A 22,996-nucleotide genomic window follows, 5' to 3' on the forward strand; every position below is an offset into this window, starting at 1 on the left:
CCCAGCATGCCATTGGGGGGCCGGGGGGCGCGGCCGAATTTGCCGGTCGCGGTCGTGGTCGCGATCGGGGCGGGTCAGGCGTTCGCGGCGGCTTCGTCGTAGGCCTCGCGGTGGGCGCTGACCTCGTCGAAGTGGTTCTCGGCCCACTGTTTGACGGAGGAGAGGAGGCAGCCGAGGCTGCCGCCGAGCTCGGTGAGGCGGTAGTCGACGCGGACGGGGACGGTCGCGGTGACGGTGCGGGTGACGATGCCGTCGCGTTCGAGGGAGCGGAGGGTCTGGGTGAGCATCTTCTGGCTGACGCCGGGGATCTTGCGGCCGAGTTCGCTGTAGCGCATGGAGCCCGACTCGGCCTCGCCGAGGGCGCTGAGGACGAGGCCGACCCACTTGTCGCTGATGCGGGCCAGCAGCTGGGTGGTGGGGCACTCCTTGACGAAGGCGTCGTAGGCGGCGCGGGCCTCCTCGCGGAGGGCGGCGGCGGTGCGGGTGGCCATGCGGTGCCCACTTCCGGGTCGGGTACGCACTCCCAAGTGCGTACTTACGAAAAGAGAGTACCTCTCCATAGGTTAGTGGTCATCGGGAACGACCGAACGAAACCGGGGAGAGAACATGAGCGAGCAGCAGACCCAGACCATGCGGGCAGCGGTGGTCAGCGCCTTCGGCGGTCCGGAGCGGGTGGAGCTGGCCGAGGTGGCGGTGCCGCAGCCGGCGGCCGGGCAGGTCCGGATCCGCGTCCGGGCCGCCGGGGTGAACCCGGTGGACGGCGCGGTCCGCGCCGGCGTCTTCGGCGGGGCCGGGCAGCGGCTCGGGCTCGGCTGGGACGTGGCGGGCGAGATCGACGCGGTCGGCCCCGGGGTGGAGGGCTGGACGGCGGGCCGCAGGGTGGTCGGCCTGCACTACGGCCCGGTGAAGCCGCTCGGGACGCACGCGGAGTACGCGGTCCTCGACGCCTCGGCGGTGGCCGCGGCACCCGAGACGGTGGACGACGCCGCCGCGGCGGCGCTTCCGCTGAGCGGGCTGACGGCCGCCCGCGCGGTGGACCTGCTGGGGCTCGCCCCGGGCGACTCGGTACTGATCACCGGCGCGGCCGGGGTGGTCGGCGGCCTCGCCGTCCAGCTGGCCGCCCGGGCGGGGCTGGTGGTGACGGCCCTGGCCGGTGCGGGGGACGAGGAGTTCGTACGCTCCCTGGGCGCCGCCGGGTTCGTGGCACGGGGCTCGGCTCCCGCCGGGCCGGTCGACGGGGTCCTGGACGCGGCGGTGCTGGGCGGCGCCGCGCTGGGCTTCGTCCGCGACGGCGGTGCGTACGTCGGGCTCAGGCCGGGCGCGGCCCCGGCCGCGGAGCGGGGGATCCGGGTGGAGGAGCAGGAGGTCGCCCCGGACGGCGCGCTGCTGGGCCGGCTGTCGGCGCTGGTCGACGCGGGGGCGCTGACGCTGCGGGTCGCGGACGCCTTTGAGCTCGGGGAGGCGGTGAAGGCGCATGCGGCCCTTGCCACTCCGGGGACCCGGGGGCGCGTGGTCCTCACGGTGCGGTGAGTGCCCGTCTCCGCCTGTCGGTGGCCGGGCGGGGCCGCGGGCCCCGGCTGGGGCCGGTTGCCCGTCTGCGGGTGGTGGGCCGCTGCGCGGGGCTGTCCCCTACCGCCCTTCGCCCGTTCCTCCCCCAGCTACCGCTGGGAGGTGCCCCCAGGGCGCTGCCCGGACCCGCGCCTCAATCGCCGGCGAGGCTGGAAGATCCAGCCCCGCCGGCGATTGAGGCGCGCAGGCCGGGGCGGGGCCGGGTGGTGGGGGTTAGCGGAGGAGCCATTGGCGGGTCAGGGTCAGCATTTCGGCGTGGCTGCGTCCGCCGTGGTCGACGGCGATGAACTGGGTGCCGATCCGCAGCGAGAAGACCATCAGGCAGCGGACCTCGACGTCGTCCGGGTCGGGGCAGAACGAGCCGAACAGCGAGCGCAGGTAGTCCATCCGCCGGTTGTCGACGCGGCGCAGCCGCGCCGCGACGGCCTCGTCGCGGCGGGCCCAGTCGCGGACCGCCAGGTCCACGGTGGTGCCGCGGACCGGGCCGTCGACGGACTCCTCGACGATGGTGAACAGCCGGTGCAACTTCGTCCGGGCGTCGCCCCCCGCGCTCTCGATCTGCTCGATCACCCCGTCCGCGACCTCGTGCTCCCAGGTGTCGAGCATCTCCTCCAGCAGCGCGTCCCGGTTGCGGAAGTACCCGTAGAAGCCGCCCTTGCTGACGCCGAGCGCCTGCGCCAGCGCTTCGATGCGGACGGCGTCCGGGCCGCCGGCCGCGAGGGCGCGCAGGCCTTCTTCGATCCACTTGCCGCGGGGCGTGCGGGCGGTGGCCATGGTGTGTCTCCCGTCACGTGCCGATGATCTATACGGGTCCGTATAAACAGGTCTAGCCTCTTGTATACGGCATCGTATAGATGAGGGGCACGCCCATGAAACTCCCCAGAACCGCTCACACCTCCCGCCCCTGGCGGATCCACGAGATCGCCGGTGACTTCCAGGTCGAGGACGTGTGGGCGCTGCCGACCCCCGGCGGCCCGGACGACCTCGCATGGCTGGTGGCCCAGTTCGCGGAACGCGACCGCGACACCTCCGGGTCCGGCATCTCCTCCCCGCTGTACCGGATCCTCTTCGCCATCCGCTGGAAGCTCGGCGCGCTGCTCGGCTGGGACAAGCCCGGCGACGGCGTCGGCACCCGGGTGCGGTCGCTGCGCGAGCGGCTGCCGGCGGACCTGCGCGAGGGGCTCCGGGGCCCCGACCTGGACGACCTCCCCTTCACCTCGGTCTACCTGACGCACGACGAGTGGGTGGCCGAGATGGGCAACAAGACCGTGCACGGGGTGATGCACATCGGCTGGGTCCCCGACGGCCTCGGCGGCTACCGTGGCCAGATGACCGTCCTGGTGAAGCCCAACGGCCTCCTCGGCCTCGCCTACATGGCGGCCATCAAGCCCTTCCGGTACGTGGGCGTGTACCCGGCGCTGATCAAGGCGATCGGCCGCCAGTGGGAGCAGAACGCCGCCGCGCGCAACGCGGCCTGAAGGCCCCGGCCGCCCCGCTAGCGAAGGTCGCGGCGATGCGATCGCCGGGACCGTCGTGCGGCGATGAAGGCCACGTCGGCCACTACGAGCACGATGGCGATGATCAGGAGATAGATCATGCCTTCCGCCACCGCGCCGATCAGTCCCAGGACGACGGCCACGAGAAGCAGGAACAGGAAGATCGCCATACGGCGGGCACCTCCTCCGGCACGGGGCTCAAGGCGATCAGCGGCGCGCGAGTTGTCGTTCGCCGCTCGCGCCCGGCTGGTACGTCATCCCGTAGTACTTGAAGATCGCTTCCTCCTGCTCGGAGGGAAGGATGTCGTCGGTGCCGATGGCCGGGGCCTTCCGCACTGCTGCCTTGGTGTGCGCGACCTTGATGTAGTCCGGCCCCAGGGTCGCCTCGTCGAGGGGAACGAAGACCAGGCGCCGACGGGTGGGCAAGCCGATGAGGACGGTGGCCATGGCCGGCTCGTCGGTAGTGGTGTTCACGTAGATCGCTTCCAGCGCGCCGATCCGGTGGCCCTTCATGTCGACCACGTCGCGTTCGCGCCACTCGCGGATATCGGCTGAATGGATCATGCGTCGCTCCCTGCGGCGGGACCACGCTGACACAACGGCCCCGGCACATTCACACGCCGGGGCCGCCCTTCCAGGCCGTCGCACGTGAGAGTGCAATGACCCATTTGTCATGCTACGCCTGTGGACCACGGTTCCGCCGTTGGAGAAGCAGGCCGGATCGCCCCGGCGCGCGATGACCCTGCGGGACATGTCGGGTGCCCTCGTAACGCTGCCCGGGGGTGAGCGGTAGTCGGCTGTCGGCTTTCTGGAACGCGTAGAGCGTCAGGCCTCTCTCTGTCGCTGGCATATTGCGCAGAAATCTTCATCGAAATGTTCCTGATTCCTGTTTTTTGCAACCGGAAAATATGGTCAGCCTGGTGAGATGTAATACGAAGTTCAGGTCGCTCTGCGCCCGGCGCGAATTACTGTGCACGACACGGGGCCGAGGCGGATCCAGGTGCCCTGGTCGTGGCAATCTGCTTGCCAGCGCAAGGTTTTTGAGCGGAGGTACACGGCCCATGGGTGTCAATGTCAATCCCACCGTCAGCAGGCGCCGGCTGGGATCGGAGCTCCGTCGGCTCCGGGAGATGAGGGGCATGACGACGCCGCAGGTGGCGGAGAGCCTGCTGATCTCCCAGCCCAAGATCAGTCTCATGGAGAACGGCCGCCGCCTCATCAAGCCGCGCGACGTGCGCGATCTCTGCGGGCTGTACGGAGTCCAGGACCGGCGGCTTGTTGACCAGCTGATGCAGCTGGCCAGGGAATCGGGGCAGCAGGGCTGGTGGAATGCCTACGGTGATATCCCGTACGGGGCCTACATCGGCCTGGAGGCCGAGGCCGCGGCGATCCGATGCTACGAGCCCCTGATGATCCCCGGCCTGCTGCAGACCCCTGCCTACGCTCGGGCGGTCATCGCAGGAACGATCCCTCAGGCCGCCGCCGAACAGGCCGCCACACGTCTCCGGGTACGGCTGCGGCGCCAGCGCCGGCTGGGCGCCCCGGACAACCCGCTGCGCTTATGGGCCGTACTGGACGAATCGGCACTGCGGCGCCTCGTAGGCAGCCGCGAGGTCATGCGCGAGCAGCTGGAGCATCTGACCCACCTCGGAGCCCAGCCGCACATCACCGTGCAGGTCCTCCCCCACGACGTGGGGGCGCACCCTGGTGTCTCGGGACAGTTCGCGCTGCTCGAGTTCGCCGACGCCGCCGACGTGAGCGTGGTGTATTTGGAAAGGTTCACCAGCGATCTCTATCTGGAGAAACGATCCGACATCAGGATCTACAGCGATATGTACGCTCACCTGCAGGCCCAGGCGCTGAGCCCGGACAGTACCCGTCACTTCATCAACGAAGCCATCAAGGAGTACGTCGCCACGGAATTCCGGGGAGACGTCCGCGCGCCGTCCCCGCCGGACCCGTGAGCGTCGTGCGGTAGGCATCCTGACACCGAGGACCGAGCCCCTGGACGACGTGTCCAGGGGCTCGGCTTCGGGTCCTGTCGAGACCGATCGGTCAGAGGCGTGAGGCTGTCACGCCTGCCATGTGCCGGCTAGTCCTGTCGAGTCGCCGTACCTCGGCGGGTTCTCTTCATCGCGAAGAGGGCCGAGCCTCCGACGAACACCAGCGCGGCTGCGGAGGCGGCCATGATGCCGGTCCCGCTGCTTGTGCTGGTAGCGGCGAGGTCGGGCGACGCCGGCTTCGGCTGCCGGCCGGTGGCGGCGCTCACGTGGGCGAAGTTGACGTTCTTGGCCATCTGGCCGGGAAGCGCGTGGCCCAGAGCATCGTCGAGGCCGCCCGGCAGGAAGTCGGCCCACGGGGGCTTGCCCTGGTCGTGGTCGTCGTGACCGTGGCCGGGCTTGCCCTGGTCGTCTTCGTCGTGACCGTGACCCTGCTCGCCCTCGTCGTCGTGGTGACCGTGTTCGCCCTCGTCGCCCTCGTCGTCGTGGTGGCCGTGGCCGTGATCGCCCGAGTCACCCTTGTCGCCGCGAGGCCCCTTGGGCCCGGCAGGTCCGGTGGGTCCGGCAGGTCCGGCGGGTCCGGGGCTGCCGTCGGGGCCGGGGGCGCCGGGTGCGCCGGGGCTGCCGGTGGGTCCGGCGGGTCCGGGGCTGCCGTCGGGGCCGGGGGCGCCGGGTGCGCCGGGGCTGCCGGTGGGTCCGGCGGGTCCGGGGCTGCCGTCGGGGCCGGGGGCGCCGGGTGCGCCGGGGCTGCCGGTGGGTCCGGCGGGTCCGGGGCTGCCGTCGGGGCCGGGGGCGCCGGGTGCGCCGGGGCTGCCGGTGGGTCCGGCGGGTCCGGGGCTGCCGTCGGGGCCGGGGGCGCCGGGTGCGCCGGGGCTGCCGGTGGGTCCGGCGGGTCCGGGGCTGCCGTCGGGGCCGGGGGCGCCAGGTGCGCCAGGGCTACCGGTCGGGCCGGGCGAGCCGGTGGGGCCGGGTTCGCCCGTCGGGCCAGGCGATCCCGTCGGTCCGGGAGACCCGGTCGGTCCGGGAGACCCGGTCGGTCCGGGAGGTCCGGGAGGTCCGGAAGGTCCGGGCGGGCCGACGGCGCAGGTCGGCCTCGTAATGGTGTTGGTGTCCATCGTGACCGCGGCCACACGCGCCAGGGCGCGGCCTTCGATCACGGCGCCGGTGTTCAGCGTGATGGACTGCATGGCCAGGATGGTGCCCTTGAAGTCGGTGTCCGTGCCGAGGGTGGCGGAGCTGCCCACCTGCCAGAACACGTTGCAGGCACTTGCTCCGTTGATGAAGGCCACGGAACTCCCCGGAGCCGTGATCAGGGTTGTGGGGATCCGGAAGATGAAGACGGAGTTGGGGTCGTTTTGGCCGTCGAGGGTGACCGTCCCCCCGTTGAGTTGCAGGGACGGCGGGGACGCCGGGGCCGTGTAGACGCCGGGCGCCAGCGTCAGTCCGTCGAGCACGTCCGAAGCGAGAATGGTCCCGGGCCCCCGGCCTGCCGCGTCGTCGTAGGCGACGACGAGGTCGGACTTCGCCTGAGCGGCGGCGGCGTTGGGGGCTACGCGCGTCACTCCGTTGACGATGCCGGGCGGGAAGCCGGTCACCGATGTGCCCGGAGAGAGGCCCAGGTCGCCGTTGATGACGGTGCCGAGCGTGTTGGTGACCGTCGAACCGGCCAGGACCCCGTAACTGGCGGTGGTCCCCAGCAACACGGGGGCTTCTGCGGCGTGGGCGAGTGTCGGGACCAGGGTGGCCGCCGCCACGAGCGCTGCGGGGAGGAGGGCAAAGGCTCCCCGTTTGAGCAGATTGCGTTGAGGGCTTGTGTCGGGTGGAGCCGACCGAATGACATCCAATGCCATAGCAGGACCTTTCTTGTTGCTTCGGGTCTCAGTCCTCCCGAAGGAGGATTCCGAGCGCCCACGACGATGGCTGCTCAGGGCCACAGGCCCCCCTGCCAGCGCCGGCGCGAAGGCTCACCCTGAGCGGGAGCCGCAGAACGACTCCCTCCCAGAGATGTGATGCACCGTCATGCGGGAGTATTCACGCATATTTCGCAGAAATAGGCCATAAGTCAGAAAAAATGGTCTACATGGGTGACGCAACGTCAGGAACCCGTGCGCGTTGCACGGCCATGCGAATCTGCTGTGTCGTCAAAGTGGAGAGCATCGGTGCATCCGGGAGGCCCTTCTCGGCTGACGTGTACGACCGCTGGTACAAGTCGCACCCCAAGGCCCGGGAGGCCGGCCGCGCCGAGCACAGGAGCCGTAGGAGAACTTCGAGATCAAGGCGGCGGCCGACGGCCGGGCCGCCGAGGTCGACGTCGAGCGGGTGCCGGCACGTACGCCGTCCCCAGTGCGACCAAGGAGACGCCCGCCCGCTAGGTCGTCCCGTGGACCCTGGAGCGGGTGCGCGCGGTGATCGCCGGCCTGCCGAAGCGCTTCCAGGGAGGCGGCAGGCCGGCCTTCGGCTGCGGGCTCCGCCAGGGCGAGGTCTTCGGCATCGGCGACACGGACATCGACACGCCCCGGAGGACGGGATGCACGCGCTGCGTCATGCGTACGCGTCCGTCCTCCTGGACGCGGGGGAGAGCATCAGGGCGCTCTCGGAGTACCTCGGGCACTACGATCCCGGCTCCGCCCTGCGCAGCCCACGCAGAAGGCCGCCCATCGTGGGCGAAACGCCGGGTCAGGGCCAGACGAGGCAGTACGCCTGGTGGCCGTTCTCGTGGAGGCGGTGGGAGAAGTCCTGCCACTCGTGGAGCAGCTGGTAGACGTTGAAGGCGTCGCGCGGGCCGCCCCGGTCGGGGACCGTCGACCAGATGAAGGCGGCCGCGCCCACCGATTCCTCGCCCACCCCGCGCAGCGGGTCGACCACCGTCATGGGCAGCTTGACCACCGCGTAGTCGGGGTGCAGGACGACCAGCTCCAGCGGGGGCACCTTGTGCAGGGGTATGCCCTCGATGCCGGTCAGGACCATCGCGGCCACCGTCTCCGGCTTGATCTTGGTGAACAGGCCGCCCATGCCGAGCTCGTCGCCGCCCAGCTCCTCCGGCCGCATCGTCTGCGGCACCCGCGCGGCCGTGGCGCCGTCGGGGGCGCCGAAGTACTTGTACGTCACTCCCATGCCGCGACCCTTGGGCAGGCCGTCCGACTCCTCGGGCGTCTGCGTGGGTCCCGGTACGGGATCGGCGGCCTCGGCGGCCCGGCGGCGGTGCTTGCCGCGGCGGGCTCGGGCATCGCGGGCGCGCTGCGGATCCAGGCCGTCCGTACCCTCGCCCGGTCCACCACCGCGTTGCATATCTCCACCCGACTGGTATTGCCTGCCCCGGCCCCGCGGCCCCCGCCACGCAGCCTGATCATCATGGCAGTGACCTCCCCCGCGACGGCGAGGTGAAACGCCCGTCCGCAAGTCTGTCGCGGCCTCTGAGACCATGGCTGGTGTGAGCTACCCGTACCCGTATGAAGCCCCAGTTTCGCAGACGCTCTTCGAGCGCGCGTCCCTCGTGACCCCCGGCGGCGTGAACTCTCCCGTTCGCGCCTTCCGTGCCGTGGGCGGTACGCCCCGGTTCATGGTGTCCGGTACCGGTCCCTACCTGACCGATGCCGACGGGCGTGAGTACGTCGACCTGGTCTGCTCGTGGGGGCCGATGATCCTCGGCCACGCCCACCCCGAGGTGATCGAGGCGGTGCAGGCGGCGGTCGCCCGCGGCACCTCCTTCGGTACGCCCGGCGAGGGCGAGGTCGCGCTCGGCGAGGAGATCGTCGCCCGCATCGAGCCCGTCGAGCAGGTGCGCCTGGTGTCGTCCGGCACCGAGGCGACCATGTCGGCGATCCGGCTGGCCCGCGGCTTCACCGGCCGCGCCAAGATCGTCAAGTTCGCCGGCTGCTACCACGGACACGTCGACGCGCTGCTGGCCGCCGCCGGTTCCGGCCTGGCGACCTTCGCGCTGCCCGACACCCCCGGTGTGACGGGCGCGCAGGCCGGCGACACGATCGTGCTGCCCTACAACGACCTCGACGCCGTCCGGGCGGCCTTCGCCGCGCACCCGGGCGAGATCGCCTGCGTGATCACCGAGGCCGCGCCCGGCAACATGGGCGTCGTCACCCCGGGCGAGGGCTTCAACCAGGGCCTCGCCGACCTGTGCCGGGAGAACGGCGCGCTGTACATCTCCGACGAGGTGATGACCGGATTCCGTACCTCCCGCGCCGGCTGGTACGGGGTGGACGGGGTCAGGCCCGACCTGATGACCTTCGGCAAGGTCATGGGCGGCGGCTTCCCGGCGGCGGCCTTCGGCGGCCGCGCGGACGTCATGGGGTACCTGGCCCCGGCCGGCCCGGTCTACCAGGCGGGCACGCTCTCCGGTAACCCGGTCGCCACCGCCGCCGGCCTCGCGCAGCTGCGGCTGCTGGACGGGGCGGCGTACGCGAAGGTCGACGCGGTGTCGAAGGAGATCCAGGGCCTGGTGACGGCGGCGCTGGGCAAGGAGGGCGTGGCGCACCGGCTGCAGACCGCGTCCAACATGTTCTCGGTGTTCTTCACCGCGGACCCGGTCCGCAACTACGACGAGGCGAAGACGCAGGAAGCATTCCGCTTCAACGCGTTCTTCCACTCGATGCTGTCGCAGGGCGTCTACCTGCCGCCGTCGGCGTTCGAGTCCTGGTTCGTGTCCACCGCCCACGACGAGCGGGCGGTCGAGCGCATCGCGGCGGCGCTGCCCGCCGCCGCGCGGGCCGCCGCGGAGGCCACCGCATGAGCGACATCACCGTCGTCCACCTGATGCGCCACGGCGAGGTGCACAACCCGGAGGGGGTCCTGTACGGGCGCCGGGCCGGCTACCACCTCTCCGAGCTGGGCCGGCAGATGGCCGACCGGGTCGCCGAGCACCTCCAGGAGCGGGACGTCACCTATGTGGTGTCCTCGCCGCTGGAGCGGGCGCAGGAGACGGCAGCGCCGATCGCGAAGGTGCACGGCCTGGAGCTGGCTACCGACGGCCGGCTGATCGAGGCGGGCAACGTCTTCGAGGGCAAGACCTTCGGCGTCGGCGACGGCGCCCTGCGCAAGCCGGGCAACTGGAAGCACCTGACGAACCCGTTCAAGCCGTCGTGGGGCGAGCCGTACGTCGAGCAGGTCGTGCGGATGATGAGCGCGATCGAGGCCGCGAGGGACTCGGCGCGCGGGCACGAGGCGGTGGCGGTCAGCCACCAGCTGCCGATCTGGATCGTGCGCAGCTTCGCGGAGAAGCGGCGGCTGTGGCACGACCCGAGGCGGCGGCAGTGCACGCTGGCGTCGCTGACGTCGTTCACGTACCAGGGCGACAAGCTGGTGTCGGTGGGCTACAGCGAGCCGGCCCGGGACCTGGTCCCGGCGCACCTCCTGGCCGGGGCCAAGCCGGTCAAGGGCAAGTCGAAGGCCTTCGGCGCGTAGTCCCTGGCCGGGGTCCCGTCCCTGACCAGCGCCTTAACACCCCCTCGGGGGGTGCGGAAGATCCGCAAAACGGTCATGCGAAACTTTTCACATGAGCCTTAGCCGCGCCCCCCGACGCCGCCGCTCGACCAGCGGCCGCGCCACCCTGCTGACCGCGGTGACCCTCGCGAGCGCCCTGACCCTCTCGGCGTGCAGCGATACGGGCAGCGGCAGCAAGTCAGCCGGTTCCGCCGGCGGCAACTACGTGACGGGCCCCAGCGGCATCTCCACCGTCTCCAAGGCCGACCGCGTCGACGCCCCCAAGCTCGACGGGGAGACCGTCGACAGCAAGACCCTCGACACCACCACCCTCAAGGGCAAGGTCGTCGTCCTCAACGTCTGGGGTTCGTGGTGCCCGCCCTGCCGGGCCGAGGCGCCGTACTTCGCGAAGGTCTCCAAGGACCTGGCCGACGCCGGCAAGGACGTGGCCTTCGTCGGGATCAACACCCGCGACAACAGCAAGCAGAACGCCGCCTCCTTCGAGGAGAACTTCGGGATCACCTACCCGAGCCTCTACGACCCGGACGGGAAGCTGATGCTCCGCTTCCCCAAGGGCACGCTGAACGCGCAGTCCATCCCCTCCACGATCGTCCTCGACAAGGAGGGCAAGATCGCCGCCCGCACCCTCGTCGCGGTCAACGAGGAGCAGCTGCGCTCGATGATCGACCCGCTCCTCGCGGAGCAGTGACCGAGTGAGTGCCCTCGTGGTCGAGCACCTCCTCGCCGCCGAAGCGGCCGGCGTGAACAGCACCGTCCTGAGCGGGGGACTGCTGCTGGCCCTGCCGATCGCGCTGATCGCGGGCCTGGTCTCCTTCTTCTCCCCCTGCGTGCTCCCCCTGGTCCCCGGCTACCTGTCCTACGTGACCGGTATCGGCGGCGCCGACCTCGCCGAGGCCCGGCGCGGCCGGATGGCGGCCGGCGCGAGCCTGTTCATCCTCGGCTTCACCGCCGTCTTCGTCTCGACCGGCGCGCTCTTCGGCCAGTTCGGCGACGTCTTCCAGGGAGAGAACAAGGACGTCATCACCCGGGTCATGGGCGCCTTGGTGATCCTGCTCGGCCTCTTCTTCATGGGGGCCATCCCGGGCCTGACGATGCGGGAGTTCCGCTTCCACAAGAAGCCGACGGCCGGCCTGCTCGGCGCGCCCGTGCTCGGCGTGCTCTTCGGCATCGGCTGGACCCCCTGCATGGGCCCGACCCTCGCCGCCGTGAACACGCTCGCCATCTCCCTCGACGACGCCACCGCCGCGCGCGGCGCCCTGCTGATGGTCGTCTACTGCCTGGGGCTCGGTCTGCCCTTCATCCTCGCCGCGGTCGCCTTCCGCAAGGCGCTCGGTGCTTTCGGCTGGGTGAAGAAGCACTATGCATGGGTGATGAGGATCGGCGGCGGCATGCTGATCCTGACCGGCCTGCTGCTCGTCACAGGAATGTGGGACAGCATCGTCGGCGAGATGCAGAGCTGGACCAGCGGCTTCACGGTGGGGATCTGAGGACTACACGCACATGAGTACGACCGACAAGGCGCCCGCCGAGGCGCCCAACCAGGCCGAGGCCGAAGCCGACGCCGCCGCCGGAGCGCAGCTCTCCACGGCCCCCGTCGAGGACGGCCCGGCGGCCCCCGTCGGCATCGGGGTGACCGGCTGGGCCCGCTGGTTCTGGCGCCAGCTCACCTCCATGCGCGTGGCGCTGATCCTGCTCTTCCTGCTCTCCCTCGGCTCCATCCCCGGCTCCCTGGTCCCGCAGACCCAGGTCGACCCGATGAAGGTCGCGGAGTGGAAGAAGACCCACGAGTTCTGGGTCCCGCTCGCCGAGAAGCTCCAGCTCTTCGACGTCTACAGCTCGGTGTGGTTCTCCGCGATCTACATCCTGCTGTTCGTGTCGCTGATCGGCTGCATCGTCCCGCGCACCTGGCAGTTCGTCGGCCAGCTCACCGGCCGCCCGCCGGGCGCGCCCCGCCGCCTGGACCGGCTGCCGGCGTACGTGACCTGGCGGACGGACACCTCCCCCGAGGAGGTCCTCGCCTCGGCGAAGACCCTGCTCGGCGGGCGCCGCTTCCGCACGGAGGCGGCGGCCGACGAACGGTACGGCAACGCCGTCGCCGCCGAGAAGGGCTATCTGCGCGAGGCCGGGAACCTGGCCTTCCACATCGCCCTGATCGTGCTGCTGGTGGCCTTCGCGGCCGGGCAGCTCCTCAAGTCCGAGGGCGGCAAGCTCGTCCTGCGCGGCAAGGGCTTCTCCAACACGCTCACCCAGTACGACGACTTCAAGTCCGGCAGCCTCTTCTCCTCCGACAACCTGCCGCCGTTCTCGTTCACCCTGGACAAGTTCGACGCGACGTACGAGAAGACCGGCCCGCAGAAGGGCACCCCGCGCGACTTCAAGGCGTACGTCACCTACGCCGAGGGCGCGCACGGGGAGCCGAAGAAGGCCGAGATCGAGGTCAACAAGCCGCTGGAGATCGACGGCTCCAAGATCTTCCTGCTGGGCCACGGCTACGCGCCGGTCATCTCGGTGACCGACCCCACCGGCAAGGTGGTCTACAAGGACGCCGTGCCGATGCTGCCCTTCGACGCCAACCTCAGCTCCTCGGGCGCGGTCAAGATCCCGGACGGCTACCGCAACAAGAACGGCGACAAGGAACAGCTCGGCTTCAACGCCATGTTCGTGCCGACCTTCGCGGGCGAGGGCAAGGGCACGATGCTCTCCCAGTTCCCGGCCCTGGACTTCCCCGTCCTCGCGCTCAGCGCCTACCACGGCAGCCTCGGCGTGGACGCGGGCCTGCCGCAGAACGTGTACCAGCTGAACACCTCCAAGATGCAGGAGTTCAAGAACCCCGAGGGCGAGCTGTTCAAGCAGCGGCTGCTGCCCGGCGAGACGATGACCCTGCCCGACGGCGCCGGCACCGTGAAGTTCGAGGGCATCGAGCGCTGGGCCACCTTCTCGGTCACCCAGCAGCCCGGCAGCGGACTGGCCCTCGCGGGCGCGGTCATCGCCATCGGCGGCCTGGCCGCGTCCCTGTTCATCCAGCGCCGCCGGGTCTGGGTCCGCGCGGTCGCCGGCCCGGACGGCGTGACCGTCGTCGAGATGGCGGGCCTGGGCCGCAGCGAGTCGGCGAAGCTGCCCGAGGAGCTGTCGGAACTCTCCGCCGCCCTGTACGAACGGGCGCCCGGCCCCGCGGAAGCCGAATCCGTAACCACACAGGAAGAGGGAGAGCGCGCATGACGCTGCTCGCGGCGGCGACGAACGAGAGCCTCGCCGATCTCAGCAACAAGCTCGTCTACGCGTCGATGGCGGTCTACACCCTCGCCTTCTTCGCGCACATCACCGAGTGGGTCTTCGGCAGCCGCAGCAAGGTGGGCCGTACGGCCGCCGCGCTGACGGCGCCGGCCGCCGGCGCGGCGCCCGCCGTGCGGGTGCGCACCCAGGGCGGGGGCACGGCCGTCCTCGACAAGCCGAAGGTCGTCACCCGCTCCGCCGCCGGCACCCGGGACGTCCCGGACGGCCCCGGCGCGGCGGGCGGCACCGAGAAGGGCGACCTGTACGGGCGGATCGCGGTCTCGCTGACCGTGCTCGGCTTCCTCATCGAGGCGGCGGGCGTGGTCGCCCGCGCGATGTCGGTGCAGCGGGCCCCCTGGGGCAACATGTACGAGTTCTCGGTGACCTTCTCCACGGTCGCCGTCGGCGCGTACCTGCTGCTCCTGGCGCTGAAGAAGAACGTCCGCTGGCTCGGCCTGATCCTGGTCACCACCGTGCTGCTGGACCTCGGCATCGCCACCACCTGGCTCTACACCGCCAGCGACCAGCTGGTCCCGGCCCTGCACTCGTACTGGCTGTGGATCCACGTCTCCACCGCCATCTTCTGCGGCGCCGTCTTCTACATCGGCGCGGCCGGCACGGTGCTCTACCTCTTCCGCGACGGCTACGAGAGCCACCTGGAGCAGGGCCGCACGCCCGGCCGCTTCCGCACCTCGGTGATGGAGCGGCTGCCCTCGGCGGCCTCGCTCGACAAGTTCTCGTACCGGATCAACGCGGCCATCTTCCCGCTGTGGACCTTCACCATCGTCGCGGGCGCCATCTGGGCGGGCGACGCCTGGGGCCGCTACTGGGGCTGGGACCCCAAGGAGGTCTGGTCCTTCGTCACCTGGGTGGCGTACGCCTGCTACCTGCACGCGCGGGCCACGGCCGGCTGGAAGGGCCGCAAGGCCGCCTACCTGGCGCTCTTCGCCTTCGCCTGCTGGATCTGGAACTACTACGGCGTGAACATCCTGCTCAGCGGCAAGCACTCGTACGCGGGCGTCTGACCCGGCGGAGTGGGACGCTGGTGGTATGTCTCCTGTGAGCCATGCCACCAGCGAGCCGCGCGGCCCCGGCCGCTGGAACATCCGCTTCGAGATCCACGTCCCGCACGCCTACGAGACCGTGTGGCCCGCCCTGACCACGGCGGACGGGCTGCGCGGCTGGCTCGCGGCGGCGGACGTGCTGGAACGCCGGCTCGGCGGGGCCGTGACCCTGCGCTGGCCGAACACCGGCACCACGGTGTCCGGGCAGGTCACCGCCTGGGACGCCGAGCGGGTCGCGGAGTACACGGTCGCCGAGCACGGGCGGATCCGCTTCCACCTGGAGCCGGTCGGCACCGACTCGACGGTGATCCGCTTCCTGAACGAGCGCGGCGGCTCCGAGGAGGACCGCCTCGACTGCCTGGCCGGCTGGCACGACCACTTCGAGCGGCTGGAGGCCGCGCTGGCCGGGCATCCGACCGACTGGACGGCCTGGACCGACGCCCGCTGGGCGGAGCTGCGCGCCTCCTACGCCTCCTTCTCCAGGACGTAGGCCCGCGCCGCGCCGGTCATCACCACAGGGGCCGCAGCGGCGGCAGTGCCCCGTCCCCGTGCAGCGCCCGGATGAGGCGCAGGAGCTCGCCGCGCAGGGCGCCGAGGTCGGCCCGTGCGCCGAGCTCCGCCTCCAGGGTGTGCAGGATCTGCCCGGCGGTGGCCAGGTGCCGGTCGGCGGCCGGGGTCAGGACCACGAGCTTGCGGCGTCCGCCGCCCGGGTGCGGCTCGCGCCGGACGTAGCCGCGCCCCTCCAGGTCGTCCACGATCTGCCCGGCCGCCTGTTTGGTCACCCCGAGCCGTTCGGCCAGCTCGGTGGCGGTGGCGCCGGGGCCCTTGAGGGCCTGGAAGGCCATGCCGTGCAGGGGGCGCAGGTCCGGGTAGCCCGCCTCGGCGACGCGCCGGGAGAACTCGCCGAGCATCAGCTGGAAGCCGATTCCGAGGAGGAAGGTCAGTTCGACGCCGGGATCTTCTTGGGGAGAGGTCACCCGAACATGGTGACACGGACGAGTAAAGCTGCTTTACTCATGCAAGTAAAGCAGCTTTACTCGCCTGCCCGCTCCACGGAAGAGGACCCGCCTTGCACGTGATCAGCCCTTCCCCCGAGAACATCACCGTCACCCCCAACGCCACGATGACCGGCCTCGCCGCCCCCAGCCGAGGCAGCTCCGAGCTGAGCACCTGGCACGTCTCCATGCCCGCCGGCATCACCGGCCCCGAGCACTCCGTCAGCCGCGAGCAGGTCTGGACCCTCACCGCGGGTTCCCTGGAGGTCACCTGCGAGGGCCGCACGGAGCAGGTCGCCGCCGGCCAGACCTTCGTCCTGCCCCCGGACGTGCTGCGCCACGTCCGCTCCGCCGAGGCCTTCGAGGCCTACGTGGCGATGCGCGCGGACGGGGTGGTCTCGGTCCCCGGCACCGAGGGCACCCGCGTCCTGCCCTGGGCGCAGTAGCCGTAGCAGGAGCCAGGGCTAGTCCTTACTCTTTGTCGTCCTTGCCCTCGCCCTTGCCGTTGTCCTTGCCCTTGTCCTTCTCCTGCTCCTCGCGCAGGTACTTCAGGAACTCCGGGTTGTCGTCGGGCGCCACCCACTGCGTGCGGCGCGCCCGGCCGCCACCGCCGACCGCCGAGCGCTTGCGGCCCGCGAAGAGCCACACCACCGGGCCGACGATCGAGAACAGCAGAATGATCAGCACCCAGACCGTCTTGGGGAGGTGCTTGACCTCTTCCTCCGGGGTGTTCAGGCAGTCGATGAAGGCGTAGATGGTCAGCGCGATGATCAGCAGGAACGGCAGATAGCGCAGCACGGTGTGGGACCGACTCCCGGGAAGTGACGGCGGGCCCGCGCGGGGCCCCGGTGACGCTTCCAGGGTATGGGGTGACGGATACTGGGCTCCATGGCTTACGACGATCTCCGCTCGCTGCTCCGGGCTCTTGAGCGGGAGGGCGACCTCAAGCGCATCAAGGCCGAAGTCGACCCGTACCTGGAGGTCGGGGAGATCGTCGACAGAGTGAACAAGGCCGGCGGCCCGGCCCTGCTCTTCGAGAACGTCAAGGGCTCGGCCATGCCGCTCGCCATGAACGTCTTCGGGACCGACCGGCGCCTGCTCAAGGCCCTCGGCCTCAAGTCGTACGGCGAGATCAGCGACAAGATCGGCGGCCTCCTCAAGCCCGAGCTGCCCCAGGGCTTCATCGGCGTCCGCGAGGCCTTCGGCAAGCTCGGCTCGATGGTCCACGTCCCGCCGAAGAAGGTGAAGGGCGAGTCCGCGCCCGTCCAGGAGGTCGTCCTCACCGGCGACGACGTCGACCTGGACCAGCTGCCGGCCCTCTTCACCTGGCCCAAGGACGGAGGCTCCTTCTTCAACCTGGGCCTCACCCACACCAAGCACCCCGAGACGGGCGTCCGCAACCTCGGCCTCTACCGGCTCCAGCGCCACGACAAGCGCACCATCGGCATGCACTGGCAGATCCACAAGGACAGCCGCAACCACTACGCCGTCGCCGCCGCGCGCGGCGAGCGGCTGCCGGTCGCGATCGCCTTCGGCTGCCCGCCCGCCGTGACCTACGCCTCCACCGCGCCGCTGCCCGGCGACATCGACGAGTACCTCTTCGCCGGGTTCGTCGCGGGCAAGCGGATCGAGATGGTCGACTGCAAGACGGTCCCGCTCCAGGTCCCGGCCAACGCCGAGGTCGTCATCGAGGGCTGGCTGGAGCCCGGGGAGACGCTCCCCGAGGGCCCCTTCGGCGACCACACCGGCTTCTACACCCCGCAGGAGCCCTTCCCCGCGCTGAAGATCGACTGCGTGACGATGCGCAAGCGCCCGCTGATCCAGTCGATCGTGGTCGGCCGGCCGCCGACCGAGGACGGTCCGCTGGGCCGCGCGACGGAGCGTTTCTTCCTGCCGCTGCTCAAGATCATCGTGCCGGACATCGTGGACTACCACCTCCCGGAGTCGGGCGGCTTCCACAACTGCGCGATCGTCTCGATCGACAAGAAGTACCCCAAGCACGCGCAGAAGGTCATGCACGCCATCTGGGGCGCCCACATGATGTCGCTGACCAAGCTGATCATCGTGGTGGACAAGGACTGCGACGTCCACGACCTGCACGAGGTGTCCTGGAGGGCCCTCGGCAACACCGACTACTCCCGTGACCTCACCGTGGTCGAGGGGCCGGTGGACCACCTGGACCACGCCTCGTACCAGCAGTTCTGGGGCGGCAAGGCGGGCATCGACGCGACCAAGAAGCTGCCGGAGGAGGGCTACACCCGCGACGGCGGCTGGCCCGACATGGTCGAGTCCGACCCGGCGACGGCGGCCCTGGTGGACCGCCGCTGGAAGGAGTACGGCTTGTGAGCCCCATCGCCATGGGCGGTCCCGCCCTCTTCATCGGCAGCGACACCACGTACGTGGCCCTCGTGCGCCCGGAGCTCGACCCGGCCGACCCGGAGGTCCGGCTGGCCGCCGAGCAGGCGGGAGTGAGCCCCGAGGAGTTCGTCGGCCCCGGCAACGTCTGGGCGCTGATGTGGGAGCAGGAGGAGCAGGAGGGCGGCGGCTTCGAGCTGCCCGGGCTGCGGGACGCGGACGCCGACGACTTCGCCGAGCGCCTGCTGGCCGAGCTGTCCTTCGCCTCCGAGCCCTTCACCGTCGAGGCGGGCCCCGTGCTGAGCCTGGACGGCCGCCCCGCCGGCGAGGACTGCGCCTTCCTGGCCCGGATCACCCCGCCGGAGGGCGAGGAGATGCCCCCGCTCACCGTGGAGATCGCCCCGGAGGCCACCGGCGTGCTCCGTGCCGACCTCGAAGAGTTCCGCAGGAGCCTCGTATGACCTCCGCCGCCGAAGCCCTCCCCGGACCGGGCCCCGCGCCGCAGGCGAGCGGCAGGGTCAAGGCCTTCCTGCGGCTCGTGATGATCGAGCACTCGGTCTTCGCGCTGCCCTTCGCCTACATCGCCGCGCTCACCGCCATGTTCCGGCTCGACGGGCGCATGCACTGGGCCGAGCTGCTGCTCGTGACCATCTGCATGGTGGGCCTGCGGACCTTCGCGATGGCCGCCAACCGGATCATCGACCGGGAGATCGACGCCCGCAATCCCCGTACCGCCGGGCGCGAGCTGGTCACCGGCGCGGTCTCGGTGCGCTCCGCCTGGACCGGCGCCGGCGTGGCGCTGGTGGTCTTCCTGGGCGCGGCGGCGCTGCTGAACCCGCTGTGCCTGATGCTGGCGCCGGTCGCCGTCGTGCCGATGGTGGTCTACCCGTACGGCAAGCGCTTCACGGACTACCCGCACGCCATCCTGGGCCTGGCCCAGGCGATGGGCCCGGTCGGGGCCTGGCTGGCGATCACGGGGGAGTGGTCCTGGGACGCGGTGATCCTGGGGCTGGCCGTGGGCGTGTGGATCGGCGGCTTCGACCTGATCTTCGCCTGCCAGGACGTGGCGGCCGACCGGGCGGAGGGCGTCCGCTCGGTCCCGGCCCGCTTCGGCGTCCCGGCGGCCCTGTGGGGCGCCCGCGGCGCGCACGTGGTCACCACCGGCCTGCTGGCCTGGTACGCCGTCGCGACGGAGGCGGGCGCGCTGTTCTGGTTCGGCCTGCTGGTGGTCGTGGCGGCCTTCCTCTACGAGCACACCATCGTCAAGCCCCACGACCTGTCCCGCCTGAACCGGGCCTTCTTCACGGTCAACGGCTTCATCGGCATCGTTCTGTTCCTGTGCGCGCTGGCCGACCTGGTGGTGCGGGGCCTGGCCCTCTAGACCGTCAGGGCGCGGGGGGCCGGGCGGCGGTGGAAGAGGGCCGCCGCCACGCCCGCGACGAGGCCGCAGAGGTGGCCCTGCCAGCTGATCGTGGGGTCGAGGGGGAGCAGGCCGAGGAACATGGTGCTGCCGTAGTACGCGGCGACCGCCACGCTCACCGCGATGCCCAGGACCTTGCGTTCGACGAAGCCGCGCACCAGCAGGTAGCCGAAGAGGCCGTAGACGATGCCCGAGGCGCCCAGGGTGAGGGCGTTCGACGGGGAGATCAGCCAGGTGCCGATGCCGTCCCCGAGCATGATCACGCCGCACACCATGAGGAAGCGGCGGATGCCGGACAGGGCGGTGATGAAGCCGAGGGCCAGCAGCGGGATGCTGTTGGAGGCGACGTGGCCGAAGCCGAAGTGGAGGAAGGCCGCAGGGAGGACGTGCGGCAGGGTGGCGACGTCGCGGGACACGATCCCGTACGCGTCCAGGGCGTGCCCGGTGGCGTAGTCGACCGCCTCCAGGGCCCACAGCAGGGCCACCCAGCCCAGCATCAGTCTGGCCGCGGCCTTGGCCCGGTCCGTCTTGCTCCAGGCCGGTTCCACCGTCGTGCTCACTGTCGTCCCCCTCGTACCGTCCCACCCCCTGGGACGTGCGGACACCTTACCGAGTGCCCGCGCGCCGTGGCCGGATAGTCTCGGAGGTATGACTGACGGCAAGCGCACCCCGTGGGTGGTCGGGGTTTCCGGGGCGTCCGGGACGCCGTACGCGGCGGCGGTGATCCGGGGGCTGCTGGCGGCGGGCGAGAGTGTGGACCTGGTGGTCAGCCGCGCCTCGCGGCTCACCCTGCTGGACGAGACCGGGATCGCCTTCCGGGACGCGCACTGGCGTACGGACCTGACGGAGTGGCTGGCCCGGGGCGCCGACGGCAAGCCGGGGACCTTCGAGGGGTTCGACGTGACCGGTGTGCGCTACTGGGGCGCCGGGGACCTGGCGGCCGGGCCGAGTTCGGGCTCGTACCCCGTCAAGGGGATGCTGATCGTCCCCGCCTCCACCGCCTGTGTGGCCGGTGTGGCGCTCGGACTGTCGAAGGACCTGCTCCAGCGCGTCGCGAGCGTGACGCTCAAGGAGCGGCGCCGGCTGGTGGTCGCGGTGCGGGAGACCCCGCTGAACGGACAGACGCTCAGACATCTGGTGGCGCTGGACGAGGCGGGCGCGGTCGTGCTGCCCGCCTCTCCGGCGTTCTACGCGGGTGCGACGCACATCCAGGACCTGGTGGACTTCGTCGCGGGGCGGGTGCTCGACGCGGCAGGGGTGCCGCACAAGCTGTACCGCCGTTGGGAGGGAGAGCTAGGCGGAGCCGCTCGGAAGGGGGAGCTTGGCAGCGCCCGCCCCCGTGAGTAGCGGCAGCCGGACTAGCGCTTCTTGGCGCGGTGCGGCTTGCGGGTCTTGTCGACGCGGTAGGCGGCGGCGGGCTGGTCGGTGCGGGATCGGTTGGCCAGCTCCTGGAGCTGTCGCATGTGCGCGTAGGCCATCTCGATCGTGTACACGGTGAACCACTCCTGAAGATCGTCATTGATCTGTTGAAAGATTCACAGGGTGTTGACCCTGTGTGCCTTAGATTCTATACCTAGACTTGCAGGATCGCCGAATAATGGAAGGCTCCACGTAATGGACACGGTGGACAGGCAGCTCATCCAGGCACTTCGCGAGAACGGTCGTGCCTCGTACGCGGAGCTGGGCCGTCTCGTGGGCCTCTCCGGCCCCAGCGTCACCGACCGCATCAACCGTCTGGAGACGGCCGGCGTCATCACCGGCTACCGCGCGACCGTGAACGCGGCCTCGCTCGGCCTCGGCGTCACCGCGCTGATCGGGCTCTCCATGTCCGACGCCGCCGACCACGAGGACGTCGCCCGGCGGCTGCGCGACCTCGCCGAGATCGAGGACTGCTGGTTCATCGCCGGCGACGACTCCTTCATGCTGAAGGTCCGCGCCAACGACGTGGACGGCCTGGAGAAGATCATCCGCAAGCTCTCCGGTACCAAGGGCGTCTCCCGCACCCGTACCACGATCGTGCTCTCCACCAAGTGGGAGAACCGGGTCGGCGAGCTGCCCGAGGAGGCCTGAGAGTACGGTGGGTGGCGGTTGCACAGGTCTGGACAGGGACACGTAGAGGAGACACCGGAATGGACGCGGGGCTCAAGCGCGAGCTGGAGGAGAAGGTCCGCTCCGGCGAGCGGCTGACGCGTGAGGACGGCATCGCCCTCTACGAGTCGGACGACCTGGCCTGGCTGGGCGGTCTCGCCCACGAGGTGCGTACGCGCAAGAACGGTGACGTCGTCCACTTCAACGTCAACCGCCACCTCAACATGACGAACGTGTGCACCGCCTCCTGCGCGTACTGCTCGTTCCAGCGCAAGCCGGGCGAGAAGGACGCGTACACGATGCGCATCGAGGAAGCCGTCCGCCTGGCCAAGGCCATGGAGAACGAGAACCTCACCGAGCTGCACATCGTCAACGGCCTGCACCCCTCCCTCCCGTGGCGGTACTACCCGCGCTCGCTGTCCGCCCTCAAGGAGGCCCTGCCGAACGTCTCGCTGAAGGCGTTCACGGCCACCGAGATCCACCACTTCGAGACGATCTCGGGCATGTCGGCCTCCGACATCCTCGACGAGCTGATCGAGGCCGGCCTGGAGTCGCTCACCGGCGGCGGCGCGGAGATCTTCGACTGGGAGGTCCGCCAGCACATCGTGGACCACCGCACCCACTGGGAAGACTGGTCGCGCATCCACCGCCTGGCGCACGAGAAGGGCCTCAAGACCCCGAGCACCATGCTCTACGGGCACATCGAGGAGCCCCGCCACCGCGTGGACCACGTGCTGCGGCTGCGCGAGCTCCAGGACGAGACCGGCGGTTTCCAGGTCTTCATCCCGCTGCGCTACCAGCACGACTTCGTGGACATGAAGGACGGCAAGGTCCGCAACACGCTCCAGGCGCGGACGACGATGGCCACGGGCGCGGAGGCGCTGAAGACCTTCGCGGTCTCCCGTCTCCTCTTCGACAACGTGCCGCACGTCAAGGTCTTCTGGGTGATGCACGGCGTGCAGACCGCCCAGCTCGCGCTCCAGCACGGCGCCGACGACATGGACGGCTCGGTGGTCGAGTACAAGATCACGCACGACGCCGACGACTACGGCACCCCGAACAAGCTGGGCCGCGAAGACCTCCTGGAGCTCATCCGCGAGGCGGGCTTCCGCCCGGTCGAGCGCAACACGCGCTACGAGATCATCCGCGAGTACCCCGGCCCGGACGCCGCCCTGCGCGAGACCCCGCAGGCGATGCGCGTCTGACGGCCTGCGTTTGACGGAGCGCCGCCCGCTCTGGAGGAAGCCCCGGTCCCTGGTGGACCGGGGCTTCTTCGTGCACC

28 protein-coding genes and 1 pseudogene are annotated in these 22,996 nt (G+C 70.7%); 18 read left to right on the forward strand and 11 right to left on the reverse strand.

Translation table 11 applies throughout. From position 1 onward, the window contains the following. Positions 1-74: 74 nt before the first annotated feature. Positions 75-491, reverse strand: coding sequence for a helix-turn-helix domain-containing protein (locus OOK34_RS14925; RefSeq protein WP_267034357.1), 417 nt, complete (start codon positions 489-491; stop codon positions 75-77). Positions 492-630: 139 nt separating this feature from the next. Here OOK34_RS14925 and OOK34_RS14930 point away from each other — a divergent pair, with 139 nt between their 5' ends. After that, entirely contained in the window at positions 631-1,530 is a 900-nt protein-coding gene (locus OOK34_RS14930) for an NADP-dependent oxidoreductase (RefSeq protein ID WP_267036746.1), read from the forward strand. 252 nt (positions 1,531-1,782) lie between these two features. Here OOK34_RS14930 and OOK34_RS14935 read toward each other — a convergent pair whose 3' ends face one another. Next, a complete protein-coding gene (locus OOK34_RS14935) occupies positions 1,783-2,343 on the reverse strand; it encodes a TetR/AcrR family transcriptional regulator (RefSeq protein WP_267034358.1) in 561 nt (186 codons plus the stop codon). A gap of 95 nt (positions 2,344-2,438) precedes the next feature. Between OOK34_RS14935 and OOK34_RS14940 the strand changes: the two genes are divergently transcribed. Beyond that, positions 2,439-3,047 (forward strand): DUF2867 domain-containing protein, encoded by a 609-nt coding sequence (locus tag OOK34_RS14940; RefSeq protein ID WP_267034359.1) that lies wholly within the window; start codon positions 2,439-2,441, stop codon positions 3,045-3,047. Positions 3,048-3,064: 17 nt separating this feature from the next. Here the strand turns inward: OOK34_RS14940 and OOK34_RS14945 are convergent, their stop codons facing one another. Together OOK34_RS14945 and OOK34_RS14950 are read right to left on the reverse strand one after the other, a co-directional pair. Continuing rightward, the gene (locus OOK34_RS14945) at positions 3,065-3,235 is read right to left on the reverse strand and encodes a hypothetical protein (protein ID WP_267034360.1); all 171 of its coding nucleotides are present in this window, start codon (positions 3,233-3,235) and stop codon (positions 3,065-3,067) included. 37 nt (positions 3,236-3,272) lie between these two features. After that, the gene (locus OOK34_RS14950) at positions 3,273-3,629 is read right to left on the reverse strand and encodes a PRC-barrel domain-containing protein (protein WP_267034361.1); all 357 of its coding nucleotides are present in this window, start codon (positions 3,627-3,629) and stop codon (positions 3,273-3,275) included. A 497-nt stretch (positions 3,630-4,126) separates the two neighbouring features. On the opposite strand from OOK34_RS14950, the gene OOK34_RS14955 reads away from it, so the two are divergent. After that, positions 4,127-5,029 (forward strand): helix-turn-helix transcriptional regulator, encoded by a 903-nt coding sequence (locus OOK34_RS14955; RefSeq protein WP_267034362.1) that lies wholly within the window; start codon positions 4,127-4,129, stop codon positions 5,027-5,029. A 128-nt stretch (positions 5,030-5,157) separates the two neighbouring features. Here OOK34_RS14955 and OOK34_RS14960 read toward each other — a convergent pair whose 3' ends face one another. Then, the gene (locus tag OOK34_RS14960; protein ID WP_267034363.1) at positions 5,158-6,768 is read right to left on the reverse strand and encodes an ice-binding family protein; all 1,611 of its coding nucleotides are present in this window, start codon (positions 6,766-6,768) and stop codon (positions 5,158-5,160) included. A 665-nt stretch (positions 6,769-7,433) separates the two neighbouring features. Continuing rightward, on the reverse strand, positions 7,434-7,610 hold the full coding sequence (locus OOK34_RS14965; protein ID WP_267036940.1) for a hypothetical protein: 177 nt from the start codon (positions 7,608-7,610) through the stop codon (positions 7,434-7,436). Between OOK34_RS14965 and OOK34_RS14970 the strand changes: the two are divergent. Next, positions 7,578-7,703: pseudogene (locus OOK34_RS14970) on the forward strand (site-specific integrase); the annotation flags it as partial. The gene OOK34_RS14965 and the pseudogene OOK34_RS14970 overlap by 33 nt on opposite strands. A 38-nt stretch (positions 7,704-7,741) precedes the next feature. On the opposite strand, the gene OOK34_RS14975 reads toward OOK34_RS14970, so the two are convergent. Further along, positions 7,742-8,179, reverse strand: a complete 438-nt coding sequence (locus tag OOK34_RS14975; protein ID WP_267036747.1) for a hypothetical protein — start codon at positions 8,177-8,179, stop codon at positions 7,742-7,744. 307 nt (positions 8,180-8,486) lie between these two features. Here OOK34_RS14975 and hemL point away from each other — a divergent pair, with 307 nt between their 5' ends. The 7 genes from hemL to OOK34_RS15010 all read left to right on the forward strand — a co-directional run bounded on the left by hemL (position 8,487) and on the right by OOK34_RS15010 (position 15,346). Then, positions 8,487-9,809 (forward strand): glutamate-1-semialdehyde 2,1-aminomutase, encoded by a 1,323-nt coding sequence (gene hemL, locus OOK34_RS14980; protein ID WP_267034364.1) that lies wholly within the window; start codon positions 8,487-8,489, stop codon positions 9,807-9,809. Continuing rightward, positions 9,806-10,480 carry a histidine phosphatase family protein gene (locus tag OOK34_RS14985; RefSeq protein WP_267034365.1) on the forward strand — a complete coding sequence of 225 codons (675 nt, stop codon included), beginning with the start codon at positions 9,806-9,808 and terminating at the stop codon, positions 10,478-10,480. Before hemL ends, OOK34_RS14985 begins: the two co-directional genes overlap by 4 nt. Before the next feature lie 91 nt (positions 10,481-10,571). Further along, positions 10,572-11,207 carry a TlpA disulfide reductase family protein gene (locus OOK34_RS14990; RefSeq protein ID WP_267034366.1) on the forward strand — a complete coding sequence of 212 codons (636 nt, stop codon included), beginning with the start codon at positions 10,572-10,574 and terminating at the stop codon, positions 11,205-11,207. A 52-nt stretch (positions 11,208-11,259) separates the two neighbouring features. Then, positions 11,260-12,006: a cytochrome c biogenesis CcdA family protein gene (locus OOK34_RS14995; RefSeq protein ID WP_267036748.1), complete on the forward strand. Its 747-nt coding sequence runs from the start codon at positions 11,260-11,262 to the stop codon at positions 12,004-12,006. Between the two features lie 13 nt (positions 12,007-12,019). Further along, positions 12,020-13,738: a cytochrome c biogenesis protein ResB gene (locus OOK34_RS15000; RefSeq protein ID WP_267034367.1), complete on the forward strand. Its 1,719-nt coding sequence runs from the start codon at positions 12,020-12,022 to the stop codon at positions 13,736-13,738. Further along, positions 13,735-14,817, forward strand: coding sequence for a c-type cytochrome biogenesis protein CcsB (ccsB, locus tag OOK34_RS15005; protein ID WP_267034368.1), 1,083 nt, complete (start codon positions 13,735-13,737; stop codon positions 14,815-14,817). Before OOK34_RS15000 ends, ccsB begins: the two co-directional genes overlap by 4 nt. A 25-nt stretch (positions 14,818-14,842) precedes the next feature. After that, positions 14,843-15,346 (forward strand): SRPBCC domain-containing protein, encoded by a 504-nt coding sequence (locus OOK34_RS15010; RefSeq protein ID WP_267034369.1) that lies wholly within the window; start codon positions 14,843-14,845, stop codon positions 15,344-15,346. A gap of 19 nt (positions 15,347-15,365) precedes the next feature. Here the strand turns inward: OOK34_RS15010 and OOK34_RS15015 are convergent, their stop codons facing one another. After that, positions 15,366-15,767 carry a MarR family winged helix-turn-helix transcriptional regulator gene (locus OOK34_RS15015; RefSeq protein WP_267036749.1) on the reverse strand — a complete coding sequence of 134 codons (402 nt, stop codon included), beginning with the start codon at positions 15,765-15,767 and terminating at the stop codon, positions 15,366-15,368. Positions 15,768-15,931: 164 nt separating this feature from the next. Here OOK34_RS15015 and OOK34_RS15020 point away from each other — a divergent pair, with 164 nt between their 5' ends. Beyond that, the gene (locus OOK34_RS15020; protein WP_267034370.1) at positions 15,932-16,297 is read left to right on the forward strand and encodes a cupin domain-containing protein; all 366 of its coding nucleotides are present in this window, start codon (positions 15,932-15,934) and stop codon (positions 16,295-16,297) included. Positions 16,298-16,322: 25 nt separating this feature from the next. Here OOK34_RS15020 and OOK34_RS15025 read toward each other — a convergent pair whose 3' ends face one another. Continuing rightward, entirely contained in the window at positions 16,323-16,649 is a 327-nt protein-coding gene (locus tag OOK34_RS15025; protein ID WP_267034371.1) for a PLD nuclease N-terminal domain-containing protein, read from the reverse strand. A gap of 90 nt (positions 16,650-16,739) precedes the next feature. On the opposite strand from OOK34_RS15025, the gene OOK34_RS15030 reads away from it, so the two are divergent. The 3 genes from OOK34_RS15030 to mqnP are packed head-to-tail and all read left to right on the forward strand — an operon-like array spanning position 16,740 to position 19,587. After that, on the forward strand, positions 16,740-18,197 hold the full coding sequence (locus OOK34_RS15030) for a menaquinone biosynthesis decarboxylase (RefSeq protein ID WP_267034372.1): 1,458 nt from the start codon (positions 16,740-16,742) through the stop codon (positions 18,195-18,197). Next, complete coding sequence (locus OOK34_RS15035) at positions 18,194-18,667, forward strand: hypothetical protein (RefSeq protein WP_267034373.1); 474 nt, start codon at positions 18,194-18,196, stop codon at positions 18,665-18,667. The genes OOK34_RS15030 and OOK34_RS15035 overlap by 4 nt, the downstream gene beginning before the upstream one ends. After that, positions 18,664-19,587, forward strand: a complete 924-nt coding sequence (gene mqnP / locus OOK34_RS15040; RefSeq protein WP_267034374.1) for a menaquinone biosynthesis prenyltransferase MqnP — start codon at positions 18,664-18,666, stop codon at positions 19,585-19,587. Before OOK34_RS15035 ends, mqnP begins: the two co-directional genes overlap by 4 nt. On the opposite strand, the gene OOK34_RS15045 is transcribed toward mqnP, so the two are convergent. Continuing rightward, entirely contained in the window at positions 19,584-20,123 is a 540-nt protein-coding gene (locus OOK34_RS15045; RefSeq protein ID WP_267036750.1) for a rhomboid family intramembrane serine protease, read from the reverse strand. The genes mqnP and OOK34_RS15045 overlap by 4 nt on opposite strands. 151 nt (positions 20,124-20,274) lie before the next feature. Here OOK34_RS15045 and OOK34_RS15050 point away from each other — a divergent pair, with 151 nt between their 5' ends. Then, positions 20,275-20,973, forward strand: a complete 699-nt coding sequence (locus tag OOK34_RS15050) for a UbiX family flavin prenyltransferase (protein ID WP_267034375.1) — start codon at positions 20,275-20,277, stop codon at positions 20,971-20,973. Positions 20,974-20,984: 11 nt separating this feature from the next. Here OOK34_RS15050 and OOK34_RS15055 read toward each other — a convergent pair whose 3' ends face one another. Further along, a complete protein-coding gene (locus OOK34_RS15055) occupies positions 20,985-21,119 on the reverse strand; it encodes a hypothetical protein (RefSeq protein ID WP_267034376.1) in 135 nt (44 codons plus the stop codon). A 121-nt stretch (positions 21,120-21,240) separates the two neighbouring features. On the opposite strand from OOK34_RS15055, the gene OOK34_RS15060 reads away from it, so the two are divergent. Next, positions 21,241-21,696: an Lrp/AsnC family transcriptional regulator gene (locus OOK34_RS15060; protein ID WP_267034377.1), complete on the forward strand. Its 456-nt coding sequence runs from the start codon at positions 21,241-21,243 to the stop codon at positions 21,694-21,696. A 59-nt stretch (positions 21,697-21,755) separates the two neighbouring features. Further along, positions 21,756-22,919, forward strand: a complete 1,164-nt coding sequence (mqnE, locus tag OOK34_RS15065) for an aminofutalosine synthase MqnE (protein ID WP_267034378.1) — start codon at positions 21,756-21,758, stop codon at positions 22,917-22,919. Positions 22,920-22,996 lie beyond the last annotated feature (77 nt).

The sequence above is a fragment of the Streptomyces sp. NBC_00091 genome, assembly GCF_026343185.1.
Classification (GTDB): Bacteria; Actinomycetota; Actinomycetes; order Streptomycetales; family Streptomycetaceae; genus Streptomyces.

Excerpts from the sequence above, each read along its gene's own strand:
- OOK34_RS14925 (WP_267034357.1), bottom strand. The coding sequence starts at position 491 with ATGGCCACCCGCACCGCCGCCGCCCTCCGCGAGGAGGCCCGCGCCGCC.
- OOK34_RS14930 (WP_267036746.1), top strand. The coding sequence starts at position 631 with ATGCGGGCAGCGGTGGTCAGCGCCTTCGGCGGTCCGGAGCGGGTGGAG.
- OOK34_RS14935 (WP_267034358.1), bottom strand. The coding sequence starts at position 2,343 with ATGGCCACCGCCCGCACGCCCCGCGGCAAGTGGATCGAAGAAGGCCTG.
- OOK34_RS14940 (WP_267034359.1), top strand. The coding sequence starts at position 2,439 with ATGAAACTCCCCAGAACCGCTCACACCTCCCGCCCCTGGCGGATCCAC.
- OOK34_RS14945 (WP_267034360.1), bottom strand. The coding sequence starts at position 3,235 with ATGGCGATCTTCCTGTTCCTGCTTCTCGTGGCCGTCGTCCTGGGACTG.
- OOK34_RS14950 (WP_267034361.1), bottom strand. The coding sequence starts at position 3,629 with ATGATCCATTCAGCCGATATCCGCGAGTGGCGCGAACGCGACGTGGTC.
- OOK34_RS14955 (WP_267034362.1), top strand. The coding sequence starts at position 4,127 with ATGGGTGTCAATGTCAATCCCACCGTCAGCAGGCGCCGGCTGGGATCG.
- OOK34_RS14965 (WP_267036940.1), bottom strand. The coding sequence starts at position 7,610 with ATGACGCAGCGCGTGCATCCCGTCCTCCGGGGCGTGTCGATGTCCGTG.
- OOK34_RS14975 (WP_267036747.1), bottom strand. The coding sequence starts at position 8,179 with ATGGGAGTGACGTACAAGTACTTCGGCGCCCCCGACGGCGCCACGGCC.
- hemL (WP_267034364.1), top strand. The coding sequence starts at position 8,487 with ATGGCTGGTGTGAGCTACCCGTACCCGTATGAAGCCCCAGTTTCGCAG.
- OOK34_RS14985 (WP_267034365.1), top strand. The coding sequence starts at position 9,806 with ATGAGCGACATCACCGTCGTCCACCTGATGCGCCACGGCGAGGTGCAC.
- OOK34_RS14990 (WP_267034366.1), top strand. The coding sequence starts at position 10,572 with ATGAGCCTTAGCCGCGCCCCCCGACGCCGCCGCTCGACCAGCGGCCGC.
- OOK34_RS15000 (WP_267034367.1), top strand. The coding sequence starts at position 12,020 with ATGAGTACGACCGACAAGGCGCCCGCCGAGGCGCCCAACCAGGCCGAG.
- ccsB (WP_267034368.1), top strand. The coding sequence starts at position 13,735 with ATGACGCTGCTCGCGGCGGCGACGAACGAGAGCCTCGCCGATCTCAGC.
- OOK34_RS15010 (WP_267034369.1), top strand. The coding sequence starts at position 14,843 with ATGTCTCCTGTGAGCCATGCCACCAGCGAGCCGCGCGGCCCCGGCCGC.
- OOK34_RS15015 (WP_267036749.1), bottom strand. The coding sequence starts at position 15,767 with ATGCTCGGCGAGTTCTCCCGGCGCGTCGCCGAGGCGGGCTACCCGGAC.
- OOK34_RS15030 (WP_267034372.1), top strand. The coding sequence starts at position 16,740 with ATGGCTTACGACGATCTCCGCTCGCTGCTCCGGGCTCTTGAGCGGGAG.
- mqnP (WP_267034374.1), top strand. The coding sequence starts at position 18,664 with ATGACCTCCGCCGCCGAAGCCCTCCCCGGACCGGGCCCCGCGCCGCAG.
- OOK34_RS15045 (WP_267036750.1), bottom strand. The coding sequence starts at position 20,123 with ATGCTGGGCTGGGTGGCCCTGCTGTGGGCCCTGGAGGCGGTCGACTAC.
- OOK34_RS15050 (WP_267034375.1), top strand. The coding sequence starts at position 20,275 with ATGACTGACGGCAAGCGCACCCCGTGGGTGGTCGGGGTTTCCGGGGCG.
- OOK34_RS15060 (WP_267034377.1), top strand. The coding sequence starts at position 21,241 with ATGGACACGGTGGACAGGCAGCTCATCCAGGCACTTCGCGAGAACGGT.
- mqnE (WP_267034378.1), top strand. The coding sequence starts at position 21,756 with ATGGACGCGGGGCTCAAGCGCGAGCTGGAGGAGAAGGTCCGCTCCGGC.